Source organism: Pseudomonas spelaei, assembly GCF_009724245.1.
GTDB lineage: Bacteria > Pseudomonadota > Gammaproteobacteria > Pseudomonadales > Pseudomonadaceae > Aquipseudomonas > Aquipseudomonas spelaei.
In genome coordinates this window covers 118,942-143,307 of sequence record NZ_WNNK01000004.1, presented here as the reverse complement: position 1 = coordinate 143,307, position 24,366 = coordinate 118,942, and the positions used below count along the sequence as shown (strand labels likewise).

26 protein-coding genes are annotated in these 24,366 nt (G+C 60.1%); 14 read left to right on the top strand and 12 right to left on the bottom strand.

Translation table 11 applies throughout. The features are described 5' to 3' along the window. Positions 1-255 precede the first annotated feature (255 nt). The 3 genes from uvrD to GNF76_RS06575 all read left to right on the top strand — a co-directional run bounded on the left by uvrD (position 256) and on the right by GNF76_RS06575 (position 4,045). Positions 256-2,439, top strand: coding sequence for a DNA helicase II (uvrD, locus tag GNF76_RS06585; RefSeq protein ID WP_155582372.1), 2,184 nt, complete (start codon positions 256-258; stop codon positions 2,437-2,439). 189 nt (positions 2,440-2,628) lie between these two features. Further along, positions 2,629-3,501 (top strand): Tim44 domain-containing protein, encoded by an 873-nt coding sequence (locus GNF76_RS06580; RefSeq protein WP_155582371.1) that lies wholly within the window; start codon positions 2,629-2,631, stop codon positions 3,499-3,501. Positions 3,502-3,637: 136 nt separating this feature from the next. After that, positions 3,638-4,045, top strand: a complete 408-nt coding sequence (locus tag GNF76_RS06575) for an SMI1/KNR4 family protein (RefSeq protein WP_169357085.1) — start codon at positions 3,638-3,640, stop codon at positions 4,043-4,045. 17 nt (positions 4,046-4,062) lie between these two features. Here GNF76_RS06575 and GNF76_RS06570 read toward each other — a convergent pair whose 3' ends face one another. Further along, a complete protein-coding gene (locus tag GNF76_RS06570) occupies positions 4,063-5,826 on the bottom strand; it encodes a cation:proton antiporter (protein WP_155582370.1) in 1,764 nt (587 codons plus the stop codon). A 283-nt stretch (positions 5,827-6,109) separates the two neighbouring features. Between GNF76_RS06570 and GNF76_RS06565 the strand changes: the two genes are divergently transcribed. Continuing rightward, positions 6,110-6,595: an acyl-CoA thioesterase gene (locus GNF76_RS06565; protein WP_155582369.1), complete on the top strand. Its 486-nt coding sequence runs from the start codon at positions 6,110-6,112 to the stop codon at positions 6,593-6,595. 140 nt (positions 6,596-6,735) lie between these two features. Here the strand turns inward: GNF76_RS06565 and pdxY are convergent, their stop codons facing one another. Further along, positions 6,736-7,608 (bottom strand): pyridoxal kinase PdxY, encoded by an 873-nt coding sequence (gene pdxY / locus GNF76_RS06560; RefSeq protein ID WP_155582368.1) that lies wholly within the window; start codon positions 7,606-7,608, stop codon positions 6,736-6,738. 117 nt (positions 7,609-7,725) lie between these two features. Between pdxY and GNF76_RS06555 the strand changes: the two genes are divergently transcribed. Beyond that, the gene (locus GNF76_RS06555; RefSeq protein WP_155582367.1) at positions 7,726-8,118 is read left to right on the top strand and encodes a DUF3301 domain-containing protein; all 393 of its coding nucleotides are present in this window, start codon (positions 7,726-7,728) and stop codon (positions 8,116-8,118) included. Here the strand turns inward: GNF76_RS06555 and GNF76_RS06550 are convergent. Genes GNF76_RS06550 through dksA form a run of 4 tightly spaced genes read right to left on the bottom strand, consistent with a single transcriptional unit; the run spans position 8,112 to position 11,403 of the window. Next, the gene (locus tag GNF76_RS06550; RefSeq protein WP_155582366.1) at positions 8,112-9,074 is read right to left on the bottom strand and encodes a CobW family GTP-binding protein; all 963 of its coding nucleotides are present in this window, start codon (positions 9,072-9,074) and stop codon (positions 8,112-8,114) included. The two genes, GNF76_RS06555 and GNF76_RS06550, sit on opposite strands and share 7 nt — an antisense overlap. Before the next feature lie 45 nt (positions 9,075-9,119). Next, positions 9,120-9,764 (bottom strand): DUF1826 domain-containing protein, encoded by a 645-nt coding sequence (locus tag GNF76_RS06545; protein WP_155582365.1) that lies wholly within the window; start codon positions 9,762-9,764, stop codon positions 9,120-9,122. Then, positions 9,764-10,972, bottom strand: coding sequence for a zinc metallochaperone GTPase ZigA (zigA, locus tag GNF76_RS06540; RefSeq protein ID WP_155582364.1), 1,209 nt, complete (start codon positions 10,970-10,972; stop codon positions 9,764-9,766). The genes GNF76_RS06545 and zigA overlap by 1 nt, the downstream gene beginning before the upstream one ends. A gap of 26 nt (positions 10,973-10,998) precedes the next feature. Beyond that, complete coding sequence (gene dksA, locus GNF76_RS06535; RefSeq protein WP_155582363.1) at positions 10,999-11,403, bottom strand: RNA polymerase-binding protein DksA; 405 nt, start codon at positions 11,401-11,403, stop codon at positions 10,999-11,001. A gap of 124 nt (positions 11,404-11,527) precedes the next feature. Here dksA and GNF76_RS06530 point away from each other — a divergent pair, with 124 nt between their 5' ends. After that, positions 11,528-11,896: a glutamine synthetase gene (locus GNF76_RS06530; protein ID WP_155582362.1), complete on the top strand. Its 369-nt coding sequence runs from the start codon at positions 11,528-11,530 to the stop codon at positions 11,894-11,896. On the opposite strand, the gene GNF76_RS06525 is transcribed toward GNF76_RS06530, so the two are convergent. Then, a complete protein-coding gene (locus GNF76_RS06525; protein ID WP_155582361.1) occupies positions 11,893-13,107 on the bottom strand; it encodes an N-acetylmuramoyl-L-alanine amidase in 1,215 nt (404 codons plus the stop codon). The genes GNF76_RS06530 and GNF76_RS06525 overlap by 4 nt on opposite strands. A gap of 129 nt (positions 13,108-13,236) precedes the next feature. Here GNF76_RS06525 and folE2 point away from each other — a divergent pair, with 129 nt between their 5' ends. Genes folE2 through GNF76_RS06490 form a run of 7 tightly spaced genes read left to right on the top strand, consistent with a single transcriptional unit; the run spans position 13,237 to position 18,879 of the window. Then, on the top strand, positions 13,237-14,133 hold the full coding sequence (gene folE2, locus GNF76_RS06520; RefSeq protein WP_155582360.1) for a GTP cyclohydrolase FolE2: 897 nt from the start codon (positions 13,237-13,239) through the stop codon (positions 14,131-14,133). Then, positions 14,130-14,798: a metal ABC transporter ATP-binding protein gene (locus tag GNF76_RS06515; RefSeq protein ID WP_155582359.1), complete on the top strand. Its 669-nt coding sequence runs from the start codon at positions 14,130-14,132 to the stop codon at positions 14,796-14,798. Before folE2 ends, GNF76_RS06515 begins: the two co-directional genes overlap by 4 nt. Further along, positions 14,798-15,664, top strand: a complete 867-nt coding sequence (locus tag GNF76_RS06510) for a metal ABC transporter permease (protein WP_155582358.1) — start codon at positions 14,798-14,800, stop codon at positions 15,662-15,664. Before GNF76_RS06515 ends, GNF76_RS06510 begins: the two co-directional genes overlap by 1 nt. A gap of 11 nt (positions 15,665-15,675) precedes the next feature. Beyond that, positions 15,676-16,560: a metal ABC transporter substrate-binding protein gene (locus GNF76_RS06505; protein ID WP_155582357.1), complete on the top strand. Its 885-nt coding sequence runs from the start codon at positions 15,676-15,678 to the stop codon at positions 16,558-16,560. Then, positions 16,557-16,982: a phosphoribosyl-AMP cyclohydrolase gene (gene hisI / locus GNF76_RS06500; protein WP_155582356.1), complete on the top strand. Its 426-nt coding sequence runs from the start codon at positions 16,557-16,559 to the stop codon at positions 16,980-16,982. The genes GNF76_RS06505 and hisI overlap by 4 nt, the downstream gene beginning before the upstream one ends. Then, positions 16,979-17,539: a gamma carbonic anhydrase family protein gene (locus tag GNF76_RS06495; protein WP_155582355.1), complete on the top strand. Its 561-nt coding sequence runs from the start codon at positions 16,979-16,981 to the stop codon at positions 17,537-17,539. The genes hisI and GNF76_RS06495 overlap by 4 nt, the downstream gene beginning before the upstream one ends. A 2-nt stretch (positions 17,540-17,541) precedes the next feature. Then, positions 17,542-18,879 (top strand): dihydroorotase, encoded by a 1,338-nt coding sequence (locus GNF76_RS06490; RefSeq protein WP_155582354.1) that lies wholly within the window; start codon positions 17,542-17,544, stop codon positions 18,877-18,879. Here the strand turns inward: GNF76_RS06490 and GNF76_RS06485 are convergent. Continuing rightward, positions 18,876-19,397: a DUF3617 domain-containing protein gene (locus GNF76_RS06485; RefSeq protein ID WP_155582353.1), complete on the bottom strand. Its 522-nt coding sequence runs from the start codon at positions 19,395-19,397 to the stop codon at positions 18,876-18,878. The genes GNF76_RS06490 and GNF76_RS06485 overlap by 4 nt on opposite strands. A 130-nt stretch (positions 19,398-19,527) precedes the next feature. Between GNF76_RS06485 and cls the strand changes: the two genes are divergently transcribed. Beyond that, positions 19,528-20,967, top strand: coding sequence for a cardiolipin synthase (cls, locus tag GNF76_RS06480; protein ID WP_155582352.1), 1,440 nt, complete (start codon positions 19,528-19,530; stop codon positions 20,965-20,967). A 119-nt stretch (positions 20,968-21,086) separates the two neighbouring features. Here the strand turns inward: cls and cfaB are convergent, their stop codons facing one another. The 4 genes from cfaB to bufA2 form a co-directional block, all read right to left on the bottom strand. Next, positions 21,087-22,271: a C17 cyclopropane fatty acid synthase CfaB gene (cfaB, locus tag GNF76_RS06475; protein ID WP_155582351.1), complete on the bottom strand. Its 1,185-nt coding sequence runs from the start codon at positions 22,269-22,271 to the stop codon at positions 21,087-21,089. Positions 22,272-22,358: 87 nt separating this feature from the next. Next, on the bottom strand, positions 22,359-23,141 hold the full coding sequence (locus tag GNF76_RS06470) for an HvfC/BufC N-terminal domain-containing protein (protein WP_155582350.1): 783 nt from the start codon (positions 23,139-23,141) through the stop codon (positions 22,359-22,361). Next, the gene (gene bufB / locus GNF76_RS06465) at positions 23,132-23,977 is read right to left on the bottom strand and encodes an MNIO family bufferin maturase (RefSeq protein ID WP_155582349.1); all 846 of its coding nucleotides are present in this window, start codon (positions 23,975-23,977) and stop codon (positions 23,132-23,134) included. Before bufB ends, GNF76_RS06470 begins: the two co-directional genes overlap by 10 nt. 65 nt (positions 23,978-24,042) lie before the next feature. After that, positions 24,043-24,294: a BufA2 family periplasmic bufferin-type metallophore gene (gene bufA2, locus GNF76_RS06460; protein ID WP_155582348.1), complete on the bottom strand. Its 252-nt coding sequence runs from the start codon at positions 24,292-24,294 to the stop codon at positions 24,043-24,045. Between the last annotated feature and the right edge of the window lie 72 nt (positions 24,295-24,366).

Genomic DNA, 24,366 nt, shown 5'->3' with positions numbered 1-24,366 from the left:
GGCAATGTTCTTATAATGGTGAGCCCGAAACGTGGACGGAGCATACACAAGCAAACGTGCAGACCAAACAGCTGCGGACCATAAAAATGGATCGCCAAATGGGCGCAAACCTTGGAGCCAGAGGGGCTGAGCGAGGCGGGGCGCGGGTTGTGGGGGATGACCAGCCAGTCATCCTTGGGCGCAGATTGTTGGTTTTCCTTCGACCACCGGGCATTGGGATTTGCCCCCCTTCCCCCGGCACCCTAGAATGCGCCGATGCGCGATGATCTCTCTCTTTTGCTGAACTCCCTCAACGATGCCCAACGCCAGGCCGTAGCAGCCTCCGTCGGCCGTCAGTTGGTCCTGGCCGGTGCTGGCTCCGGTAAAACCCGAGTGCTGGTGCACCGTATCGCCTGGTTGATCCAGGTTGAAAACGCCTCACCTCATTCCATCCTGTCGGTGACCTTCACCAACAAGGCCGCTGCCGAGATGCGCCATCGCATCGAGCAGCTGATGGGCATCAGCCCGGCCGGCATGTGGGTCGGCACCTTCCACGGCCTGGCGCACCGCCTGCTGCGGGCCCATTGGCAGGAGGCAGGGCTGAGCCAGACGTTCCAGATTCTCGACAGCGACGACCAGCAACGCTTGGTCAAGCGGGTGATCCGCGAGCTGGGCCTGGACGAACAGCGCTGGCCGGCCCGTCAGGCCCAGTGGTTCATCAACGGCCAGAAAGACGAAGGCCTGCGCCCACAACACATCCAGGCCAGCGGCGACCTGTTCCTGGCCACCATGCGCAGCATCTATGAAGCCTACGAAGTGGCCTGCCAGCGTGCCGGCGTCATCGACTTCTCCGAACTGCTGCTGCGCGCCCTCGACCTGTGGCGCGACAACCCAGGCCTGTTGGCGCATTACCAGAAGCGCTTCCGCCATATCCTCGTGGACGAGTTCCAGGACACCAACGCCGTGCAGTACGCCTGGTTGCGCCTGCTGGCCAAAGGCGGCGACAGCCTGATGGTGGTGGGCGACGACGATCAGTCAATCTACGGCTGGCGCGGCGCGAAAATCGAGAACATCTACCAGTACTCCGACGACTTCCCGGACGCCGAAACCATTCGCCTGGAGCAGAACTATCGCTCCACCGCCGGGATTCTCAAGGCCGCCAACGCCTTGATCGCCAACAACACCGGGCGCATGGGCAAAGAACTGTGGACCGACGGCGGCGAAGGCGAAGCGATCAACCTCTACGCGGCCTTCAACGAGCACGACGAAGCGCGCTACGTGGTGGAAACCATCGAAAGCGCCCTGAAAACCGGCCTGGCCCGCAGCGATATTGCCATTCTGTACCGCTCCAACGCCCAATCCCGGGTGCTGGAAGAAGCCTTGCTGCGCGAGCGCATTCCTTACCGCATCTACGGCGGCCAGCGCTTCTTCGAGCGGGCGGAAATCAAGAACGCCATGGCCTACCTGCGCTTGCTGGAAGGCCGTGGCAACGATGCGGCGCTGGAGCGGGTGATCAATATCCCGGCCCGTGGCATCGGCGAGAAAACTGTCGAAGCCATCCGCGATCACGCGCGCCACAGCGACGTGTCGATGTGGGAAGCCATGCGCCTGCTGATCGCCAACAAGGGCCTGACCGGCCGTGCGGCTGGTGCCTTGGGGGTGTTTGTCGAGTTGATCGAGAACCTGGCCGCCAAGTGCATGGAAATGCCCCTGCACTTGATGACCCAGACCGTGATCGAACAATCCGGCCTGATCGCTTACCACGAAGCGGAAAAGGGTGAGAAAGGCCAGGCTCGGGTAGAAAACCTTGAGGAACTGGTCAGCGCCGCCCGTGCGTTTGAAAACAGCGAAGAAGATGCTGAGCTGTCGCCGCTGGCCGCCTTCCTGGGGCACGCGTCGCTGGAGGCCGGTGATACCCAGGCCGACGAGCACGAAGACAGCGTTCAACTGATGACCCTGCACAGCGCCAAGGGCCTGGAATTCCCCTACGTGTTCCTGGTGGGTATGGAAGAAGGCCTGTTCCCTCACAAGATGAGCCTGGAAGAACCGGGTCGCCTGGAAGAGGAACGCCGCCTGGCCTATGTCGGCATCACCCGGGCCATGCACAACCTGGTGATGACCTACGCCGAAACCCGTCGCCTGTACGGCAGCGAGACCTACAACAAGGTATCGCGCTTCGTACGTGAAGTGCCGAAGGGGCTGATTCAGGAAGTACGATTGTCCAACAGCGTCAGCCGGCCCTTCGGCGGTGGCCAGCAGCAGAACTCCAGCAGTATGTTTGCCGGTTCGGAAATTCCCGAGACACCGTTCAGCCTTGGTCAACAGGTCAAGCATGCGATCTTCGGCGAAGGCGTGATCCTCAACTTCGAAGGCGCTGGCGCCCAGGCCCGGGTACAGGTGAACTTCGCCGAGGGCAGCAAGTGGCTGATGATGGGTTATGCCAAGTTGGAAGCGATTTAAAGTCCCGCCGCACATGAAGGTATATGGCCCGCCCTTGTTTTTACGGGAGACGGGCCAATATCTGTAATACGTCCTACAGACCATTCTGATTCGGTCTTACGCAAAAGCCCGAAACATTATGTCGCTAGCCACTGTCACGACACCTGTGCAACATGGCGCGCGTGCAATCCACAAATGGGAATTCCCTTTATGAAACGTTTTCTTAGCATCGCCATGGCGTTGTGCATCGGCCTGACGATGAGCCTCGACGCCAACGCCAAGCGCTTCGGTGGCGGCAAAAGCATGGGTTCGGCGCCGAGCCACCAGACCAGCCAAATGGCCCCATCCGCCGGTGGTATGGGCGGCGCTGCTGCTACCGCCGGTGCTGCTGGTGCCGCGGGCGCTGCTGCCAAGGCTGGCGGTGCTTCGCGCTGGTTGGGCCCTCTGGCCGGTATCGCTGCCGGCGGCCTGCTCGCTTCCATGTTCATGGGCGGCGGCTTCCAGGGCATGCAGATCTTCGACATCCTGATCATGGCGGTCATCGGCTTTGTGATCTTCCGCTTCATCGCCGCCCGTCGACGCAAGCAGCAGGAGCACATGGCTCCGGCTGGCGCGCCGATGCAGCGTGAAGTGTTCGAGCAAAAGCCTGCCATGGGTTCGATTTTCGGTGGCTCGGCCGCACCTGCTGCCGCCCGTCCGGTGATCAATGCACCTGCCTGGTTCAACGAAGAGCGTTTCGTTGAAGCGGCACGCAACCACTTCCAGTCCCTGCAGCAACACTGGGACGCCAACGAAATGGACAAGATCGCCGAGTTCGTGACCCCGCAACTGCTCGAGTTCCTCAAGCGCGAACGCGCTGACCTCGGCGAAGGCTTCCAGTCGACCTACATCGACGACCTGCGCGTACAACTTGAAGGTGTGGATGACCGCGCCGACAAGACCATCGCCACCCTGACGTTCAGCGGCGTGTCGAAAACCTCGCGTTTCGACCAGGGCGAAGTGTTCAGCGAAAGCTGGAACATGGAGCGTCCGCAGGGCGAGAACCAGCCTTGGCTGGTGGCCGGTATCCGCCAGAACGGCTGATCCCCACGCGCTTTGAGCATGCAGTAACAAAAACCCCGGACTTGTCCGGGGTTTTCTATTTCACGGTTGCACTTATAGCGAGCTACTGTATAAAACGCCCCTATAAACCGCGCCATCTAGCAAGAGGATCCCGGCCGTGGAAGAAGTCATCGAACAATTGCGTGAAGCCAACGAACCGGTTCCGGTTCCTCTGGAGCTGCCTGATGAAGACCAGATTGTGGAAATCGAGGAACAACTGTTCATCGATATTCCGTTTGTCTTCCGGGAATTTCTGCTGACCGTCAGCGACGTGGTCTACGGCAGCCTGGAGCCGGTGACCGTCACCGACCCACAATCCCACACCTACCTGCCAGACGTTGCCGCCAACGCCTGGGATGCCGGTGTCGATCGCAGCATGATCCCTATCTGCCAGAACGGCGACGACTACTACTGCGTCGAAGAAGACGGCACTGTGGTGCTGTGGTCCGGCGAAGAAGAGCTCGTCACCGAAGAAACCTGGGAATCCGTGTGGCACTGGGCGCGGGACGTCTGGCTGGAAAGCTGAGACCCGCACCTCGCCTATCAGTGCTCCGGCGTGTCCTTATGGTTATCCAGGGTTTCCAGCAAGGCCACCTGCATCCGCGTATGCACGCGGATGAACCAGCGCCAGAGCACGGCGGCCACCGCGGCCGCCACTACGGCGATCAGCACGAGCAACTTGTTGGTCGGTAAAATACTGGCCGACAAGGCTGCCAATAGCAGGAAAATCACCAACAGCGAGAGCAACGGGATCACTTCGGCGATCACGCGACGCACGCGTTGGGTATGACGCCCGGCCATTTCCGGCTTGACGCTCATCTCTGCCAGCAACATCGACAGCGCCTTGAGTTTGCGGTACGCCGCGATCAGGAACGGCAGCGACAACAACAGCGCCCCACCCCAGATCAACGCCTTCTGCCAGCTCGGATCGCTGATCCAGCCTTCCAGATAACTGCCAATGCGCACCGCGAAAAAGCTGCCGGCAAAGAAGATCGCGATCACCAGTGCCAGATTCACCCCGACCTGCAAAATGATCTTGCGGATCATCGACGCCAGCATTGCGCCTTCGCCCTGAGGCTGAATACTGCGCAACCACTCGCCATACATCCCGAATACCCGGCTCATGCGCTTGGGCATCACCGCCGCGATCTTCAACGATAGCGGGTCGGCGCCGCGAATCAGGTAAGGCGTGAGCAGCGTGGTGATGGCCGACACGGCCACCGCCACCGGATAGAGGAAGTCGCTGGTCACCTGCAATGTCATTCCGAGCGCGGCGATGATGAATGAAAATTCGCCGATCTGTGACAGCCCCATCCCTACCCGCAACGACGTACGGCCATCATTACCGGCAATAAATGCCCCCAGGCCGCAGGACAACATCTTGCCCAGCACCACCGCCACGGTAATCACCGCGATCGGCCAGGCGTATTGCAGCAGGATTTGCGGGTCGATCATCAAGCCGATGGCCACGAAGAAGATCGCGCTGAACATGTCGCGAACCGGTTCGATCAAGCGCTCAATCTTCAGCAACTGCCGGGACTCGGCCATGATCGCGCCGATCAGGAATGCGCCTAGCACCATGCTGTATTCCAGCTTGACCACCAGCAGGCAGAAGCCAAAACACAGGCCCAGCACGGTGATTAGCAGCATCTCGTTGCTTTCAAACTTGGCGACATATTCCAACAGCCGTGGCACCAGCAAAATGCCGATGACCAAGGCGACGATCATGAACAACGACAGCTTTCCGACGGTAGAGAATACCTCGCCGGAGCTGACCGTACCGCTGACGGCAATGCTCGACAGCAGGGCGATGATGCCGATGCCGAGGATGTCTTCGACGATCAGCACGCCGAAGATCAACTGGGCAAAGCGTTGGTTCTTCATCTTCAGGTCATTGAGCGCCTTGACGATGATGGTGGTTGAGGAAATCGCCAGGATCGCGCCGAGGAACAGCGAGTCCATGGTATTCCAGTCGAACCAGCGGCCGATTTCGTAGCCGATCCAGATCATCAGGATGATTTCCAGGAAGGCGGCGATAAAGGCGGTGGCGCCAACCTTGAACAGCTTGCGCAGGCTGAACTCCAGGCCCAGGCAGAACATCAGGAAGATCACCCCCAGTTCGGCCAGGGTCTTGATGGTGTCTTCGTCGTGGATCAGGCCGAACGGTGGAGTGTGAGGGCCGATGATGAAGCCGGCGACGATGTACCCCAGGACCACCGGTTGCTTGAGGCGGTGAAACAGGATGGTAACCACCCCAGCCACTAACATGATCACGGCCAGGTCCTGGATAAAGCTGATGGCGTGCATGGCGAGGGGCTCCTTGAGGGGACTGGCGCTTTTGTTCGCTTCCGTGCAACGGTCGTAATAAGCGGAAGGAAAAGTCTGCCTTGATCGTAAGAAAGGCCCTTGAACTGGGCTTTTGAAGGGTAACACCGCGACTTCCGGCAGAAAGCCGGTGCAATATATGGAAACAGATCGCTCCAGGCGTGACGGCAAGCCGCATGACGGCGTCCCGTTAGGAATGGCTCTGCAAAGATTTCAGCACCCGCAGAGGTGCCCCCCACCCAATGCCTACAACCGTGAGTGTGCTATGGAACCCGGAAACGCCCAACTGTCGATGACGGTACTGATGACCCCTGACATGGCCAACTTCTCAGGCAATGTCCACGGCGGCACTTTGCTCAAGTACCTCGACGAAGTTGCCTACGCCTGCGCCAGCCGTTACGCCGGGCGCTATGTAGTCACCTTGTCGGTGGACCAGGTGATTTTTCGCGAGCCGATTCATGTCGGTGAGCTGGTGACCTTCCTGGCCTCGGTCAACTACACCGGCAACACCTCGATGGAAGTGGGGATCAAGGTGGTCACCGAGAACATTCGCGAGCGCTCGGTGCGCCATACCAATAGCTGCTTCTTCACCATGGTGGCGGTGGACGATCAACGCAAACCGGCGGCCGTGCCGCCGCTGCAACCGCAGAACAGTGAGGACGAGCGCCGGTTTGTACAGGCTCAGCAACGCCGGCAGATTCGCCAGGAACTGGAGAAGCGCTACCGGGAAATCAAGGCAGACGCACCCTGATTCCAGACTGTGAACCTTATCAAGTGTGGAAGCTGGCTTGCCTGCGATTGCATCACTGCGGCGTGACTGACACACCGAGGTGCCTGCATCGCGGGCAAGCCCGGCTCCCACACAAGCCCGATCACATTCGAGTTGCGTTTCTACAGACCGATCGGCGTTGCTTCAAAGCGGACTCGCGGGTGCGCGATCCGGTCCTGAGCACGCACCAGCTCCAACTCGTAGCTGGCACAGGCCTGAGTTTCCAGCAGCACTTCATGCACCGCCGCAGCGGTGAACTCGAACGCTGCCAGCAGGCTGTCGCCCAACAACACTCGCGCCAGGAACAGGCCTGAAGTCAGGTCCCCCACCCCCACCGGCTGGCGAGGGAATGCCAGCAATGGCCGACGCAAGTGCCAGCTGCCATCGGCAGTCACCAGCAGCATCTCGAAGCCGTCCGGCAGCTTGCCGGGGTAATCTAGGTGTTTGACCAGCACCGCCTTTGGCCCACGGGCCAGCAATGCGCGAGCCATGCCCAGGCAATCGAACAGTGACTGCGGCTTGCGCCCGGCAAAGCTGTCCAGCTCCAGTTGGTTAGGGCACAGGAAGTCCGCCATGGCAGCCGCCTCTTCCAGCAGAAAATCGCTGACTTCCTGGGGCACGATGCAGCCTTTTTCCGCGTGGCCCATTACCGGGTCGCACAAGTACAAGGCCTTGGGGTTGATCGCCTTGATCCGCGCCACGCCAGTAAGGATTGCCCGGCCCTGGGCCGCGCTGCCCAGGTAGCCCGACAGTACCGCATCACAGTTGCCCAGCTCGCCAATGGCCGCGATGCCTTCCACCAGTGCAGGAATTTGCTGCGGCGCCAACACTTCTCCCGCCCACTGACCATACTGAGTGTGGTTGGAGAACTGCACCGTATTGAGCGGCCAGACATTCACCCCGACCCGCTGCATAGGGAACACGGCGGCGCTGTTTCCGGCGTGGCCAAAGACCACATGGGACTGGATCGCAAGTAGATGAGGGGTACGTTTCATGCGGGAAATGTCCGTAAAGCCGTTGAAATTCTGGCCGCGCAGTATGCGACTAAACGCAGCCTGTACGACAGACCGAAGACACAGTTAAGCTGGCCATACTTTGTTGGAGTTCATCGAATGCTGACCCTGGGAAATATCTTCGTGCTGATGCTACTGGCGACCGGCGCCGCCTGGCTGTGGCACAACCACGGCCTGCGGGAGCGGGCGCTGGAACGGGTCAAGCAGCATTGCGCCAAGCTCGACATCGAGCTGCTGGACGGTGCCGTGGCGCTCAAACGCATCGGTTTTGTGAAAGATGCCAGCGGTCGCAAGCGGCTGGCACGGATTTATAACTTCGAGTTTACTGTGACCGGCGAAGCGCGCCACCCTGGGACTATCACGCAGTTTGGCGCCCACAGCGCACAAATCGAACTGGCGCCCTACCCGTTCGAGATCAAGACACCGTTGCCCAGTGCCGAGGTGATTGAGCTAAGCCAATGGCGTCAGGAGCACGGCAAAAGCCGTCACTGACGGCAATCCGCCAAGGCTCGCTGCAGTTCGGCAACGTCTTGAGCATCACTGAAAATCAGTTCGATGCGTGAATCCCGACGCCATTCACTAGGTTGCCAAGTGAAGGTGGTGTTATCCACAGCGTTAGCCGAGAGCCAATCGTGCGGGCTGTGGATAACCAGTTTGGCCCGCTTCCAGCTCAGGGATTGCAGCCAATGCTGCAGGCGTTGCGGGTCAAATTGCTGACTCGGGTGCCAGCGCCAGCCAATACTCCAGTCACCTTCCTGCGCCTGACTCAAACAAATCGGCAACGTCGGATCACTCCAGATCGCCGGTATCTGCGCCAAGCCTTTGGGCACCTCAAACTTATCCACAACCCCGCCCGCCTGAGCGGCCACACCTGGTAACTGGGCCAAGGGCAGTTGTGCCTGGCGCGTCCAGTAGACCGGGCAGGCAGGCAGTTGCCCTTCAATTGCCAAGCGTTGCACTGCGTCCAGAGACTCATCCTTGTTCAATACCAGCAACCCGGCACTGGCCAGCGCTTCCCGTTGCGCATCCGGCAGTGGCTTACCGGCCGCCAGCGCCTGGGCGTCCAGTACCAGCACACAAGGTTGAACAGCCAGAACTTCTTGCCAGGGTGCTTCGCGCAGTTGCTTGAGCAGTTGAGCCGGATGGCCCAGTCCGGAGGGCTCGATAAACAACCGGTCTGGCTTGGCCTTACGCAACAAACGGCCCAGTCCTACCTGGAACGGCGCACCGTTGACGCAACACAAGCAGCCGCCCGCCACTTCGCCCAGGGCGATCCCGTCGTCATCACGAGCCAGCAGTGCGGCGTCCAGGCCAATCTGCCCGAACTCATTGATCAGCACCGCCCACCGCTCGTTGGCCGGGCGCTGGGCCAGCAGGTGTCTGATCAGGCTGGTCTTGCCGGCGCCCAAGGGACCAGCAATCACATGGGTGGGAATGTTCTGCAGCATGGAGGACATCATTCAGGCCGTGTAGAGAGATTTGATCCTACCCGGTTACGCCAACCAATCCAGCGTCAGAATCAGCCGCCGTTCGTTGGCGTTCAGTTGCGGCGACCGGTGGATCAGGCCAAAACCTTCATTGCCGTGCCATTTTTCGCCCTTGAGCAAGGCCACTTCACCGCAATGGATTTGCTCGATTCCGTCTTCGGGCTCTGCATTGGCCTGGCTCAGGTGTCGACGCTCCATCCTACCTTCCCGCAGCCATTGGCTGCCGATACCGGCATAGGTGGTGATCAACCGCACCGGCACATGATCCACATGGAAACGTGGACACATGGCCTTATCCAACAGGCGCAAGCGCACGCCGATGCGCCTGGCGCCGAGCAGGCAGGCAAAGGCGCTGACCAACCACGACACATCGGCGATAAAGCCTTCATAGCCTTCAAGATCACTGCAACTGGAGGCCAGCCCCAGTAAGTTCGGCTCTGCATCCTCGCCGCTCAACTCAATGACCCGCGACTCAGCCAAAGGCTCGTTCAACGAAATCAGCAGCTCGCCAAACTCGGCAATGTGCAGGGGCAACTGGCGCTGCCATAGCGCCAGATTAACGCCGTCTTTCAGGATATCGGTGAGCACCACCGGGGTTTCACCGATGGTCTGGCGGATCACCGGACGCAGTTTCAGGGTCGGTGCCAGCATCAGGCCGCTGCCTCCTCAAACCAAGGACCAAAAGGGTCCGCCAGCAAGCGCCAACCCTCGACGCCCACGGCCATTTCGTCGTCGGTCAACAAGCAATCATCAAGCTCGGCAGTGAGCTTGGCGAAATCGATGTTCTGCCCGATAAACACCAATTCCTGACGGCAATCGCCGGTGCTGGGTTGCCAGTTACCCATGATCGCCGCGACATTTTCTTCGTCCTGCGGCCACTGGCTCTTCGGCACAAAACGCCACCAGCGTCCGGCAAAGCCATGACGCATCAAGCCACCGGCCTGGGACCAACTGCCAGCGTCCTGGTGCTTGCTGGCCAGCCAGAAAAACCCTTTGGAGCGCAGCAACTTGCCGTTGACCCATGGACGATCAATGAAGTCGAAAAAACGCTGGGGGTGGAACGGGCGGCGTGCGCGATAAGCGGTAGAAGCGATACCGTATTCTTCGCTCTCCGGCACATGCTCGCCGCGCAATTCCTGCAGCCAGCCCGGTGCCTGGGCTGCACGCTCGAAGTCGAAACGGCCGGTGTTGAGGATCTTGGCCAGCGGCACTTCACCCATGACCATGGGGATGATTTCTGCCTGGGAATTGAGGCGTTCGAGGATCGCCATCAGCTCCTGACGCTCATCGCGGCTGATCAGATCGATCTTGCTGATAAGGATCACGTCAGCGAACTCGATCTGCTCGATCAGCAAGTCGGTGATGGAGCGTTCGTCCTCTTCACCGAGGGTTTCGCCGCGCGACGCCAGGCTTTGCGCAGCCTGATAGTCGAGCAGGAAATTCATGCCATCCACCACGGTGACCATGGTGTCGAGGCGCGCGATGTCCGCCAGGCTCTGGTCGTTTTCATCGCGAAAGGTGAAGGTTTCAGCCACCGGCAGCGGCTCGGAAATACCGGTGGACTCGATCAACAGGTAATCGAACCGACCGTCCCTGGCGAGCTTTCCGACTTCTTCGAGCAAGTCTTCACGCAAGGTGCAGCAGATGCAGCCGTTGCTCATCTCCACCAGCTTTTCTTCGGAGCGGTTGAGGGTAACGTCGCGCTGGACCTCGCTGCCATCAATATTGATTTCGCTCATGTCATTAACAATCACCGCCACCCGCAGGTTTTCGCGATTGCGCAGAACATAGTTGAGCAGCGTGCTTTTACCGGCGCCGAGAAAGCCGGACAGCACAGTAACGGGGAGACGATTGGGCATCAGGTAGTCCTCATCAGGTTGGCCGGTCAAATCGCCCGTCGATGGCGTTCGCGCAGCTCTTCACGTTCTTTGGCTTCGATACACAGGGTGGCCGTAGGCCGTAGCAACAGGCGCTGTAGGCCAATGGCCTCGCCGGTTTCACGGCACCAGCCGTACTCACCGCGGGCCAGGTTTTCCAGGGCGTCATCGATCTTGTCCAGGAGCTTTTTCTCGCGCTCCAGCAGGCGTAATTGCCACTGGCGTTGCTCTTCGGCGCTGCCGACGTCGGCGGGGTCGCTGCTGGGTTCTTGCTCACGCAGCACCATGAATTCGGCATCGATGCGCGCTTGCAGCTCATCGCGCTGGGCCAGCAATAGCTCGCGAAAGAAACCTTGCTGGGCTTCATTCATGTAATCGTTGGGCGATTGGGCGAGGAGGTCTTGTTCAGTCATGGGCAGGGTTCACGGGTCAGGCTTTATTTGATGTTATAGTATAACAATACAAATAAGCCAATCCTCGCTTGCTCCCCGCGACGAAGGGCGCAATGCTTGAGCCCATCAATCCCCGGGAACGCCTATGAAATACCTGTTGTGCGGCCTGTTGCTGGTAGCTGCAACCCACGCCAGCGCCCAGGCGCCGAGCCTACTGGCCACCTGCACGCGCAGCGCCAACCTGTTGTCATGTGTGGATGCCGAGGGCAACGCCTATAGCGTCGCCACCGCCGGCAGCACCACGTATTTGCGGGGTTTCGAGGTGATCGGCAAACGCTATTGGGCGCAGACCAACAGCCGCTATGGGCAACTGACGTTCTTTACCGGGTTGGCATCCGATGGTGAGGCGTGGGTCGGCTACACGAGGCGCGTGGGCTGGACCACCATCAACCGGTTTTCCAGTTCCGGAGGGGCCAGTGCCAAATTCACGTGCAGCCGAATGACCGGCTGTTAAACCTGACCTTTCTTCTGCTCCTGGGCCCAGGCCATGTAGCTGTTGACCGGTGGATTCTTCTGGAAGTAACGCTGTAAACCTTCAAACAAACCGTCTGCCACCGCTTGCTGATGGCGCGCCGTGACCAGCCGCTGACTGTCGCGAGCGTTGGAAATGAAGCCGGTTTCCACAAGTATCGACGGCACGTCCGGTGACTTGAGCACTGCGAATCCTGCCTGTTCCACACGCTTTTGATGCAGCGTGGTAATCCCCGCCAAACTGCCCAGCACCGTGCCACCCAGTTGCAGGCTGGCGGCGATGGTCGCATTCATCGACATGTCGAGAATCACCCCGGCCAACATCGGGTCCTTGTCCTTGAGATTGAGCAAGCTGGTCGCGCCCAGCAGGTCGGCGCCGTTTTCCCGTTGTGCCATGAAGCGAGCGGTGGCAGACGTCGCGCCGCCTTCAGACAAGGCGTAAACCGATGCACCAGAGGCAGTGAGCCGTGGCGCCGCATCGGCGTGTACCGAGATGAACATGTCGGCCTTGTGCTTGCGAGCAATGTCTACCCGTTTGCGCAGCGGCACAAAAAAGTCGTCGTTGCGCACCAGTTTCACGTCAAAACCCTTCTCACGCTTTAAACGTTTGGCCAGCAATTGGGCGATCGACAACACCACATCTTTTTCCCGCTCGCCCTTGGAGCCAATGGCGCCTGGGTCCTTGCCACCGTGGCCGGGATCGACCACCACGATGATGTCGCGCTTGGGGTGTGCCTTGTCCGTCGGTACCACCGCCAATGGCGCCGCAGCGGCGGCGATCTGTAGAGGCGCCTTCGTGGCACGGGTCAAATCCAGTACCAGGCGATGGCCCTGGCCATCCTGCGGCGGCAACAAAAAACTGTTGAGCTGCATCGGCGCGGCGAGATCCAGGACGATCCGCGTATCGCCCTGACCGAAATGCCCGGATCGAATCGAGGTAATGCCGCTGTTGGCTAACGCCAGTTGACTGAAATCGCCACTCAGCTTCGAGCCAGAGAGGTCGATGATCAACCGCTCCGGCGCGGTCAGGGAAAAAGTCTTGTACTGCACCGGCCCGCTGAGATCGAACACCAGCCGCAACTTGTCATCCGAACGCCATAGGCGGGCATTGCGAATCTGCGTGGCCGAAACGCCGAAGGGCAAGGTGAACACTGCGCTGGCCAGCAGCAGGTTGAGGAGTTGACGTCTGTGCATGGCATATACCGCAAATGGGGGAGCGTCCGTACTCGACATGACTGAATAAAAGACTGAAGTAGAAAAACCATCGTCGACTCAATCGTTATAATATAACATGTCTTTTTATTTCAAACGATGGACCTGTTCATGAATGCGCTGACTCTGCCGGACATCGCCGCGCAGGCTTCCCGCCAAGCCTTGCCGCTCGAATGGGTAGGCATGTGCGGCATTGCCCTTCCCATCCTGATTGACGGCCAGCACCTGAGTGCCAAGGCCGATGCAGGTGTCAGCCTGGACGACGGCGAGGCACGCGGCATTCATATGTCGCGGCTGTACCTGGCGCTGGAAATGCTTGAACAAGAAAGCCTGACACCTGCCCTGTTACGCCAAGTGTTACAGCGCTTCCTCGACAGCCATGAGGGTTTGTCCCACAACGCCTACCTGCGGATTCACACGGATTTGCTGCTCAAGCGACCCGCTCTGGTCAGTCCACTGGCCGGCTGGAAGACCTATCCGGTGAGCATCGAAGCGCGCCTGGAAAACCAGATGTTCCACGTGGAACTAAAAATTGACGTTACCTACTCCTCAACTTGCCCCTGCTCTGCCGCCCTCGCCAGGCAGTTGATTCAGCAGCAATTTATCGAAGACTTCGCCAACACGTCGTTACAGCATGAACACGTCCTGACCTGGCTCGGCAGCGCAAACGGCATCGTCGCCACGCCCCACAGCCAGCGCAGCAGTGCGCAGCTACAGATCCATTTGCAAGACAACCAACAGACGCTGCCACTGACAGAACTGATCAACAACGCCGAAGCAGCCCTCGGCACCGCCGTGCAAACCGCCGTGAAACGCGCGGACGAACAAGCCTTCGCCTTGGCCAACGGCCAGAACCTGATGTTCTGCGAAGACGCCGCCCGACGCCTTAACCTCGCCTTGAAACGCTCGGATGCAGTCAAAGCCTTCCACCTGAAAGTGATCCACGCCGAAAGCCTGCACGCGCACGATGCCGTGGCTGAAAGCCGCTGGACGAGGCTCTCCGAATGATTACCTGCAAAGCACTGCGCTGGGGCGCTCCCGGCCAACCGCTGACGCCTGCCGTGGATTTCGAACTGGCCCAAGGCAGCCTCACCGGCGTGATCGGCGCCAACGGTTCCGGTAAAAGCAGCCTGCTGAAAGTCATCGCCGGTTTGCAAAAGCCTCTTGCCGGGAAAGTCATCCTGGATGTTCCACGACGCGGCAGCCTGTCGTTCCTACCCCAGCAACAACACCTGGATCGCCAGTTCCCCATCAGCCTGCAAGAGCTCGTGGCCGCAGGCTTCTGGGGCAGCAAACAAACACCGCAACAACGCAGCCAACGCCTGCAAGCGGTACTGGAAGACTGGTGCCTGAGCGGCTTGGAGCACCGCCCGTTGATGGCCCTTTCCGGCGGCGAACTGCAACGTGCCTTGCTCGCCCGCATGAGCCTGGCGGAGGCGCCAGTGCTGTTGCTCGACGAACCCCACGCCGCCCTCGACGAACAAGGCCAAATCCTGCTGTGGAAACACATCCATGCCTGGCATGCCGAGGGCCGCACGCTGGTCGTGGTGTGCCATGACCTGAGTGCTGTGCGCCAACATGTTCCCCAGGCGCTGTTGATTAAAAGCAGTGGTTGCATGCTGGCGCCCAGCAAAGAACTGATCCTCCAGCAACCGCAAACGCAGGTGGCCTGATGCACTTCACCGCCCACCTGTGGCTGCCCTTCCACGACTTTGTGTTCATGCGCCGAGCCTTGCTTGGCGGCTTGGTCCTGGCCTGCAGCACAGCGCCACTCGGGGTGTTTCTGATCCTGCGCCGCATGAGCCTGATCGGTGACGCCGTGGCCCACGGCATCTTGCCCGGCGCGGCGCTAGGCTTCTGGTTCGCCGGCCTCAGCCTGCCCGCGCTGACCATCGGCGGCCTCGGCGCCGGCCTGAGCATGGCCGGCCTCGCGGCGTGGATAACCCGTCGAACAGGACTGAAGGAAGACGCCAGCCTCGCCGCCATCTACCCAATTTCTCTGGCCAGCGGCGTGCTGATCCTCGGCATCGCCGGTAAACGCCTGGACCTGCTGCACCTGCTGTTCGGCTCGGCCCTGGCGGTAGATGGCCCGACCCTCACCGGCATGCTCTGGGTTTCTGGTTTCAGCCTGATCGCCATGGCGCTGATCTACAAACCACTCTTGCTGGACACCCTCGACCCACTGTTCCTGCAAACCGTCAGCCGTCTCGGCCCACTGGCCCATGGCGTGTTCCTGACCCTGGTGGTGCTGAATCTGGTGATCGGCTTCCAGGCGATCGGCGCCTTGATGGTGGTGGGCTTGATGATGTTGCCAGCCATTGCTTCACGCTTCTGGAGCCGGCGCCTGCCGGTATTGATCGCGGTATCGGCGGTGCTGGGATGCCTGTCGGTGTGGCTTGGTTTGTTGCTGTCGTTCTACTACTCGCTGCCCAGCGGCCCGGCGATTGTGCTGGTGGCTGGTGGCTTGTACCTGCTGTCCGTGGTCTTCGGTCCGGTGCACGGCTTGCTGCGCCGCCCGCCTTTGCTTACATCCCAATGAGGTGTTTCCCGATGCGCGCTCTACTCATGCTATTCAGTGTCTTGCTGGCGCTGTCGTTCGCGACTGCCCAGGCGGCCGACAAGCTTCAGGTGGTCACCAGCTTCAGCATCCTCAACGACATGACCCACCAGATCGGTGGCGATCATATTCAGATCAGTAACATGGTCGGCCCCGACGCCGACGCCCACACGTATGAACCCACACCCGACGACGCCAAGGCCCTGCTCAAGGCCCGGCTGATCATCAAGAACGGCCTCGGTTTCGAGCCATGGCTGGATCGCCTGGTCACCAGCACCGAGACCAAAGCCACCGTGGTCACCGCCAGCAAAGGCGTGATCGCTCGCACCATGGAGGAAGACGGCGACACCATCCCCGACCCTCACGCCTGGCATAACCTGGCCAACGCCGAAATTTATGTGAGTAACATCACCAAGGCACTGATCGCGGCCGACTCGGCCAACAAGGCCGACTACCAGCACAACAGCCAGGTCTACCTGAAAGAGATCTACCGCCTGCTCGCCCTGGCCAAGGACAAGTTCGGTTCGCTGCCACCGGGCAACCGTCGCATCGTCACCTCCCATGACGCCTTCGGTTACTTGGGCCAGGCCTACGGCATCGACTTCATGGCCCCTCAAGGTTTGTCCACCGAACGTGAGCCGTCGGCCGCCGAAGTTGCCGCGCTGATCACTCAGATCCGCAACGACCACGTCAAAGCCGTGTTCATGGAAAACATCAAGGACTCGCGCCTACTCAAACAGATTGCCGACGAAAGTGGCGCCCACATCGGCGGCACGCTGTACTCCGATGCCTTGGCGGCAGAAGGTCCGGCCAGCACCTTTACCGGGCTGTTCGAATACAACCTCAACACCTTGTACGCAGCCTTGAGCAAGCCATGACCCTGAGCATGCTCGATCTGGAAGAGGCTGCCTTGGGCAGCCGCTTTCCGCTCGATTCGGTGCTCGATGCCCTGCCGTGGAACAGCGATGGCCTGATTGCCGCCATCGCCCAGCAACACGGTAGCGGCGAAGTATTGATGCTGGCCTGGATGAACCGCCAAGCCTTCAATGAAACCCTGGCCACCGGACAAGTTTGCTACTGGTCGCGCTCGCGCCAGCAACTGTGGCGCAAGGGTGAAACCTCCGGTCATCGCCAGCAATTGGTGGAGGCGCGCCTGGACTGCGATGGCGATGCGGTACTGCTGATCGTCAACCAGCAAGGCCCGGCCTGTCATACCGGTCGACCCTCCTGCTTCTACAACGCCATTGCTGGCGGCGAAGTGCACATCATCACCGCGCCTCTCAAGGAACCTGCCGCATGATCCGCAAAAACCCTTCCGGCGATCTGCCCATCATTGCCGAATCGGCCTACGTCGATAAGACCGCCATCATCTGCGGCAAGGTCATCATCGGCGAGAACGTCTTCGTCGGTCCCTACGCCGTGATCCGCGCCGACGAAGTCGACGCAACCGGCGACATGGATCCGATCACCATTGGCGCCAACTCCAATATCCAGGACGGCGTGGTGATCCACTCCAAGTCCGGCGCCGCCGTCACCATTGGCGAATTCACCTCCATCGCCCACCGCTCTATCGTCCACGGCCCCTGCACCGTCGGCGACCGGGTGTTTATCGGCTTCAACAGCGTGCTGTTCAACTGCGCGGTCGGTGATGGCTGTGTGGTGCGTCATAACTCGGTGGTCGACGGCCGCGACTTGCCCGCCGCGTTCTACGTGCCCTCCACCACCCGCATCGGCCCCAACACCGACCTGTCGCAGTTCCCACCGGTGAGCGTCAGCGCCTCGGAGTTTTCCGAGGACGTGGCCCGCACCAATGTCGACCTGGTACGCGGTTACAAAGCCCTGCAAAACGAGTTCTGACCATGAGCCGCCTGCTGATCCGCAATGCCCGCCTGGTGAATGAAGGCCAGGAATTCGACGCCGACCTGCTGGTTGCCAATGGCCGTATCGAGAAGATCGCCAGCAGCATCGAAGGCGAAAACGCACCCGTGGAAATCGACGCCCGAGGCCAATGGCTGCTGCCGGGAATGATCGACGACCAGGTGCATTTCCGCGAGCCCGGCGCACCGGACAAAGGCAGCTTCTACAGCGAGTCCCGAGCCGCCGTCGCCGGTGGTATCACCAGTTTCATGGACATGCCCAACACCCGACCGGCGACTCTGACCCTGGAAGCCCTGGCCGATAAAAAGCGCCGCGCCGCCCTGCATTCGGTGGCCAACTATGGTTTTCACTTTGGTGTGAGCAACGACAATCTCGATACCGTCGCCGCCCTCGATCCACGCGAAGTGGCTGGGGTTAAGGTGTTCATGGGCGCCTCTACCGGCAATATGCTGGTGGACGACCCACGGATTCTGGAGCGTCTGTTCGCCGAGGTGCCGACCATTCTCCTGGCGCACTGCGAACACACGCCAAGCATCCTGGCCAACGAGCAACGCCTAAGGAATCGATTCGGCGACAGTATTCCTGCCGTGGCGCACCCACTGATTCGCGACGCCGAAGCGTGCTATCGCTCCTCTTCCCTCGCCGTGGAACTGGCCCGCCGCCACGGTACTCGCCTGCACGTGTTGCACATCACCAGCGCGCGGGAGTTGGTACTGTTCGAAGACAAACCTCTGGCGCAAAAGCGCATCACCGCCGAAGTCTGCCTGCACCATTTGCTGTTCGATGACCGCGACTACGCGCGCCTCGGCCACCAGATCAAATGCAACCCGGCAATCAAGACCCGCGCCGACCGCAATGCCCTGCGCCTGGCCTTGTTGAGCGATCGTCTGGATGTGATTGGCAGCGATCACGCGCCGCATACCTGGGCGCAAAAACAGCTGCCCTACCGCGAGGCGCCCTCGGGCTTGCCGCTGGTGCAACATGCCCTGCCGGCACTGCTGGAACTGGTGGCCGATGGCCTGTTACCGCTGACCACGCTGGTGGCAAAAACCAGCCATCGCGTGGCCGACCTGTTCGCCATCCCCGACCGCGGCTACCTGCGCGAAGGCTACTGGGCCGATCTGGTGCTGATCAAACCCGAACCCCATGGCAAGCCTGTCGGCAGCGAGCCGGTTCTCGCCCGCTGTGGCTGGACACCCTTCGCCGAACGCAGCTTCCGTCACAGCGTCAGCACCACCCTGGTCTCCGGTCACTTGGCCTGGCACGACGCACGGGTACACGACAGTTGCCAGGGCTTGCCTCTGCATTTCCAGCGTTAAGCGCGAGGTTTGACGGTGCCGCAATTGCTGCCCAGCCACTGCGCACTCGTGTCCAGGCTGCCGTTTTGCTGAATACCTGTGGCATTGAACGTACCGTTAACCGTGGTAGTGAATGCCTTCTGGCTCTGGAATGTCGCCACGCCAGTGCCTTGGGCTTTCGGGCAACTGAAACGGAATTTCCACTGGTTGCCGGTCTTGTCCGTCACTTCCTGTTTGCAGCCCGACTGCGGGTCGGTCAGCGGGATTGAATCGGACGCCACCTGGGCGGGTGTCAGGCAGACCTGAACACCTTTGCCGGCCATGGTGATGCCTTGCTTTTCCAGCATGGCCTGCTGTTCCGGGGTCATCTGTTGCTTCAGTTGACCGAGGATCAGCGACAGGTCCGGCAGGGCCTGGTTATCGACTTTCATATTGCTGGTGGTCAATTCCCACAAGCCCGGCGCCAGCATCTGTGCATGTGCCGCCACCGGCAGCGATAAACCAAAAACCATGGCCAAACCAAGCAGACGAGCCTTCATCGGGTAACTCCTGGACAATTGTCGGCGTTAGACGCCGCAAAGCCGCCAGTGTTGCACAGCAAATAAAATAGCGACATTCATGGCCGAACATGGTCTGTTACGCATTGGATTGTCAGGAGTCACGTTCTCCATGGATTTTTTTGGCCCGCACCTGCTCGGCTACTTCATTGCCACGCTGCATTTTTTGGGAACCCTCGCCGCCATCCACGCGGTGCTCACCGTCAGGACCGCCCAAGGCTCGATTGCCTGGGCCTTGTCCTTGATGTTCATTCCCTACCTGACACTGATCCCTTACCTGATCTTCGGCCGTAGCACCTTCGACGCCTATATTCAGGCCCGTCGTCAGGCCAACCAGGAAATGCACAAGGCAATCACCGAGCTGAACTGGCGGCCTTGGGTCGAGGAAGCGCTGGCCGCCCGTAACTCCCATGCCTATGCGTCCTTGCGGGCCATGCCCAAATTGGGCCGCATGCCTTGCCTGGCGAACAATCAGGTGCGCTTGCTGATCAATGGCGACGCCACCTTCGGCGCGATTTTCGAGGCGATTCGTTCGGCGAAAACGGCGGTGCTGGTCCAGTTTTTCATCATTCATGACGATGAACTCGGCCGCCAACTGCACACCCTGCTCAAGGAAAAAGCCGCCGAAGGCGTTGCCATTTACGTGCTTTACGATCGTATCGGCAGCCATTCCCTGCCCCATCGCTATGTGCAATCGCTGCGGGACGCGGGGGTGCAGGTGAAGGCATTCGCCACCCGCAGTGGCTGGCTCAACCGCTTCCAGGTCAACTTCCGTAACCACCGCAAGATCGTCGTGGTCGATGGCATCACCGGATTTGTCGGCGGCCACAACGTGGGTGACGAATACATGGGCAAGAGTCCGCCCCTGGCGCCCTGGCGTGATACACACGTGCAGGTCAGCGGCCCGGTCGTGGCGTGCCTGCAGGAATCGTTTGCCGAAGACTGGTTCTGGGCCGCGCGGGAACTGCCGCCGCTGCTCCTTCCCGACACCTACCCGGATGACGGCGTGCTCTGCCAATTGCTGGCCAGCGGTCCGGCCGATCCCTATGAAACCTGCTCGCTGTTTTTCGTCGAGGCGATTCATGCGGCCACCGAGCGGGTGTGGATCACCAGCCCGTACTTTATCCCCGATGAAGCGGTATTTTCCGCGCTGAGGCTGGCGGTATTACGCGGGGTGGATGTGCGCTTGCTGCTGCCGTCACGGCCTGATCACCGCATCGTCTACGCCGCCTCCAGCCTGTACGCCATTGAAGCAGTGCGCGCCGGAGTGCGGGTGTTCCGCTACACGCCGGGCTTCCTGCATCAGAAAGTGGTGTTGGTGGACAGCGAGATCAGCGCCATTGGCAGTGCCAACCTGGACAACCGCTCGTTCCGGCTCAACTTCGAAGTGATGTTGCTGACGGTGGACAAGACGTTTGCCAGCCAAGTGGAGCACATGCTGATGGACGACTTCGCCCTGGCCCATGAAATCAGCCAGGAAGAAAACCGCCAGACCCACCGCCTGCAACAACTGGGCATGCGGGTCGCGCGGCTTATTTCACCGATTTTGTAGGCTCACACCGAAACACATGTGGGAGCTGGCTTGCCTGCGATAGCATCACCGCGATTTACTCGATAAACCGCGGCGCCTGCATCGCGGGCAAGCCCGGCTCCCACAAGGTTCAGTGTGATTCAGCGATACAGATCATCCCGCGTCCATGGCAATTCATGGCTGCCATCGGCATGCGGTTTCACCGCCAGGATCTGATGCAGGTTGATCCAGCCCCGGGCAAACGCATACGCGCAACCCGCCAAGTACAACCGCCAGATCCGCAATGCCTGCTCCGGCACCATCTTCGCCGCCGCTTCCAGGTTGTCTTCCAGGCGCTCGCTCCAATGATCCAGGGTACGGGCGTAGTGCAGGCGCAGGCTTTCCACGTCGACCACTTCCAATCCCACCTCACTGATCTCGGCAGTCATCATCGACAGGTGCGGCAACTCGCCGTTGGGGAACACATAACGCTCGATAAAATCACCGGCGCCACGGCCCACAGGCCTGCCATCGGTGTGCTTGGCGGTAATGCCATGGTTCATCACCAGGCCACCCTCACGCACCGCGCCGAACAAGGTCTGGCAGTATTGCGCCAGGTTGGCATGGCCGACGTGTTCGAACATGCCCACGCTGACCACCTTGTCGAAACGACCGTCTTGCGGCAGGTCGCGGTAATCCAGCAGTTGCAGTTCTACTTGATCTTCCAGTCCTTCGGCCTTCACCCGCTCCTTGGCCAGTTCCAACTGCTCCTTGCTCAGGGTGATACCAAACACCTTGACCCCGAACTCGCGCGCGGCATAACGCGCCAGCCCTCCCCAACCGCAGCCCACGTCCAGCAAATACTCCCCCGGCTGCAGCCGCAATTTGCGGCACAGGTGGCGGAATTTATCTTGCTGGGCTTGATCGAGGGATTCGCTGCCGGTCTCGAAATACCCGCAGGAATAGGCCATGTCGCGGTCCAGCCAGAGCTGGTAGAACGCATTCGACAGGTCGTAATGATAGGAAATAGCCGCTGCGTCAGTGGCCTTGTCGTGGATCGAGCGCACCGGACGACTCCCCTCGTCGTCATCAATCAGGGCGTGACTCAACTCGTCACACACCCGGATCACTTCGGCGATGGATCCTTCCAGATCCAGTTTACCCTCGACAAACGCTTCGCCCAGGGAATCGAGCGTTGGATGAGTCAGCTTCGTGACCATCATGGGATCCTTGACCACAATGGTGACGCTGGGCTCCGGGCCCAAGTTGAATTCATGGCCGTCCCAGAGTCGCAGACGCAGCGGAAGCTGAAGATTCTGTAAGGCCGGTGGAAGTTGCGCGAGCATGAGTAGTCCCCCCTTGTTTCAGACGTCTGCTGAGAGGGTAGACCATCCAGGGAAAAAGTAGGAGGCTATCGAATTGATAGCCCTTTTCTATGGTGCCCGCAGTTGGAGCAAACCGTCCTGGACCCACTGTTTCAGCCAGGTCACCGCTTGCAATGGCGCGCCCTCTTGATAAGTGACTGCCAACTCGGCGCACAGTTCTGAAAAACTCCAGCCGGTGGTCACCATGCCCATCAAGGCCCAGGCTTCGGCCGGTTCCAGGGTGCGGTACTGGCACACATTCTGGTGGCGCCAGATCAGGCAAACCTGGGCCTCAGTCAATGCGTCACTGCCAGGAAAGTCCGCCTCGTTCTTGCTCGATCGCCAGATCGCCACACTGTTGAAATGACATAGCCTCTGCTGCACCGAAGGCGCCAACTGCACCTGTAAACCAGGCCAGTCCTCGGGAGGCAACTGCGCCATGTCCTGCAACATCAGCGGCTCGCCTTGTGGCGCATCGAAGGCCAGGGTAAACGCCCATTCAAGACGTGCCAGCTCGACCAGCGGCGCGCTTTGCTCAGCGATCAGGTGTTCAAGGATAAACCCGGGAAACCGCTCGCCGAACCAACGCAAACTGTAATGAGCAGAGGGATAACGGCGAATATAGGCCCCGCTCAACTGCGCAAACTCATCGTCCCCCAGCCAATACCACACAGCGCTGAAATCATCGCGCAGCACGTCCTGCAATCGGGCGTGGTAGGCGTTGTGGTAGATCGCAAGGCCGGTGTCGACATCCAGCGTCGGGCCGCCGAGTAACGTGGCGCTGAAGCTGCTGTTGACGGTCTCTGATAACAGATGTTGTTCAAACGCCAACTGCCAGTCGGTCAGGCGCATAAAGCTCTCCTGCCCAGGGCCGTCGCCCCCAGCTCCCGGGCCTTGGCCAACTCGGTGAGCAGCTCTTCAAAGGGTGGAAAGTGGTCATCACGCTCCAGCAGCGTCGAGACCGGGCCCAGGTGTTCCAGGGTTTGTTGATACAGCGCCCAGACCGGATCACACACCGGGTGATCATGGGTATCGATCACATAATCGCCATAATCCATGTGCCCGGCCAAGTGCAGTTGGCGGATGCTCTCGGGAGGCAGGTTGCGGATAAAGGTCCAGGCATCAAAGCCATGGTTGCGGGAGCTGACGTAGACGTTGTTGACGTCCAGCAATAGCTGGCAACCGCTGAGGTGGGTCAGGGCGTTGAGGAATTCCCACTCGGTGAATTCATCCGCCTTGGATCGCACATAACTGGAGACGTTTTCCAGTACCAAGGGACGCTGCAACACATCCTGCACCTGCCGCACACGACCGGCGACGTGGTACAGACTTTCTTCGGTGTAAGGCAGTGGCAACAGGTCATGCAACTGGTGCGCGCTACCGCGGCTCCAGCACAAGTGATCGGAGATCCACGCCGGTTGGACCCGCTCGGCCAGTTGTTTTATTTGCTTCAGGTAGTCGATATCGAGGGCATGGGGCCCGCCGATGGACAGGGACACACCATGCATCACCAGGGGATAACGCTCGGCTATCGCATCCAGGTAGTACAAGGCTTTACCGCCCTGGACCAGATAATTCTCGGAGATCACCTCGAACCAATCCACCGCAGGGGATTGTTCAAGAATCTGCTGGTAGTACTCGCTGCGTAAACCCAGGCCGTAGCCCAAAGTCGGGAGGGAGGTGGACATCGCGAACTCCTGGGAGAAGTGTCCGCAGCGGCGGTAGACCCGCTGCGGTTGCACTCTGTTGTCAGTTATTCGCCGACTTTGCCACCAGCCGCATCACAGGCAGCCTTGGTCATTGCCTTGAAGCCGTGACCCTTGCAAACAGCCTGACCTTTACAGGCGTTTTCAGCGGTCTTGCAATCGTTCATGCCTTTGCAGGAAGTGACGCCGTAGCAATGAACCTGGGCATCTGCAGCCTGCACCTGGGTGGCGACACCGGCAAACATGCCAGCAGCAGCGATAGCGAAGGCGGCACCAGCAGCAGCGGATTTAATGTTCATTCTTGTGTTCCTCATGATCGGTAATGGAGTCGGCTAAACGGATTGTTCAGTCCCGACACAGCACTAGAGTGA

What these genes read in the sequence shown, in the direction of transcription:
- GNF76_RS06570 (WP_155582370.1), bottom strand. Translation starts at nt 5,826, where the DNA reads ATGCACGCCATCAGCTTTATCCAGGACCTGGCCGTGATCATGTTAGTG.
- uvrD (WP_155582372.1), top strand. Translation starts at nt 256, where the DNA reads ATGCGCGATGATCTCTCTCTTTTGCTGAACTCCCTCAACGATGCCCAA.
- dksA (WP_155582363.1), bottom strand. Translation starts at nt 11,403, where the DNA reads ATGACTGAACAAGACCTCCTCGCCCAATCGCCCAACGATTACATGAAT.
- hisI (WP_155582356.1), top strand. Translation starts at nt 16,557, where the DNA reads ATGACCCTGAGCATGCTCGATCTGGAAGAGGCTGCCTTGGGCAGCCGC.
- GNF76_RS06565 (WP_155582369.1), top strand. Translation starts at nt 6,110, where the DNA reads ATGGAACCCGGAAACGCCCAACTGTCGATGACGGTACTGATGACCCCT.
- cfaB (WP_155582351.1), bottom strand. Translation starts at nt 22,271, where the DNA reads ATGCTCGCGCAACTTCCACCGGCCTTACAGAATCTTCAGCTTCCGCTG.
- GNF76_RS06525 (WP_155582361.1), bottom strand. Translation starts at nt 13,107, where the DNA reads ATGCACAGACGTCAACTCCTCAACCTGCTGCTGGCCAGCGCAGTGTTC.
- GNF76_RS06495 (WP_155582355.1), top strand. Translation starts at nt 16,979, where the DNA reads ATGATCCGCAAAAACCCTTCCGGCGATCTGCCCATCATTGCCGAATCG.
- GNF76_RS06545 (WP_155582365.1), bottom strand. Translation starts at nt 9,764, where the DNA reads ATGCTGGCACCGACCCTGAAACTGCGTCCGGTGATCCGCCAGACCATC.
- pdxY (WP_155582368.1), bottom strand. Translation starts at nt 7,608, where the DNA reads ATGAAACGTACCCCTCATCTACTTGCGATCCAGTCCCATGTGGTCTTT.
- GNF76_RS06555 (WP_155582367.1), top strand. Translation starts at nt 7,726, where the DNA reads ATGCTGACCCTGGGAAATATCTTCGTGCTGATGCTACTGGCGACCGGC.
- GNF76_RS06515 (WP_155582359.1), top strand. Translation starts at nt 14,130, where the DNA reads ATGATTACCTGCAAAGCACTGCGCTGGGGCGCTCCCGGCCAACCGCTG.
- GNF76_RS06505 (WP_155582357.1), top strand. Translation starts at nt 15,676, where the DNA reads ATGCGCGCTCTACTCATGCTATTCAGTGTCTTGCTGGCGCTGTCGTTC.
- folE2 (WP_155582360.1), top strand. Translation starts at nt 13,237, where the DNA reads ATGAATGCGCTGACTCTGCCGGACATCGCCGCGCAGGCTTCCCGCCAA.
- GNF76_RS06530 (WP_155582362.1), top strand. Translation starts at nt 11,528, where the DNA reads ATGAAATACCTGTTGTGCGGCCTGTTGCTGGTAGCTGCAACCCACGCC.
- GNF76_RS06490 (WP_155582354.1), top strand. Translation starts at nt 17,542, where the DNA reads ATGAGCCGCCTGCTGATCCGCAATGCCCGCCTGGTGAATGAAGGCCAG.
- GNF76_RS06550 (WP_155582366.1), bottom strand. Translation starts at nt 9,074, where the DNA reads ATGCTGCAGAACATTCCCACCCATGTGATTGCTGGTCCCTTGGGCGCC.
- zigA (WP_155582364.1), bottom strand. Translation starts at nt 10,972, where the DNA reads ATGCCCAATCGTCTCCCCGTTACTGTGCTGTCCGGCTTTCTCGGCGCC.
- cls (WP_155582352.1), top strand. Translation starts at nt 19,528, where the DNA reads ATGGATTTTTTTGGCCCGCACCTGCTCGGCTACTTCATTGCCACGCTG.
- GNF76_RS06470 (WP_155582350.1), bottom strand. Translation starts at nt 23,141, where the DNA reads ATGCGCCTGACCGACTGGCAGTTGGCGTTTGAACAACATCTGTTATCA.
- bufB (WP_155582349.1), bottom strand. Translation starts at nt 23,977, where the DNA reads ATGTCCACCTCCCTCCCGACTTTGGGCTACGGCCTGGGTTTACGCAGC.
- GNF76_RS06485 (WP_155582353.1), bottom strand. Translation starts at nt 19,397, where the DNA reads ATGAAGGCTCGTCTGCTTGGTTTGGCCATGGTTTTTGGTTTATCGCTG.
- GNF76_RS06580 (WP_155582371.1), top strand. Translation starts at nt 2,629, where the DNA reads ATGAAACGTTTTCTTAGCATCGCCATGGCGTTGTGCATCGGCCTGACG.
- bufA2 (WP_155582348.1), bottom strand. Translation starts at nt 24,294, where the DNA reads ATGAACATTAAATCCGCTGCTGCTGGTGCCGCCTTCGCTATCGCTGCT.
- GNF76_RS06510 (WP_155582358.1), top strand. Translation starts at nt 14,798, where the DNA reads ATGCACTTCACCGCCCACCTGTGGCTGCCCTTCCACGACTTTGTGTTC.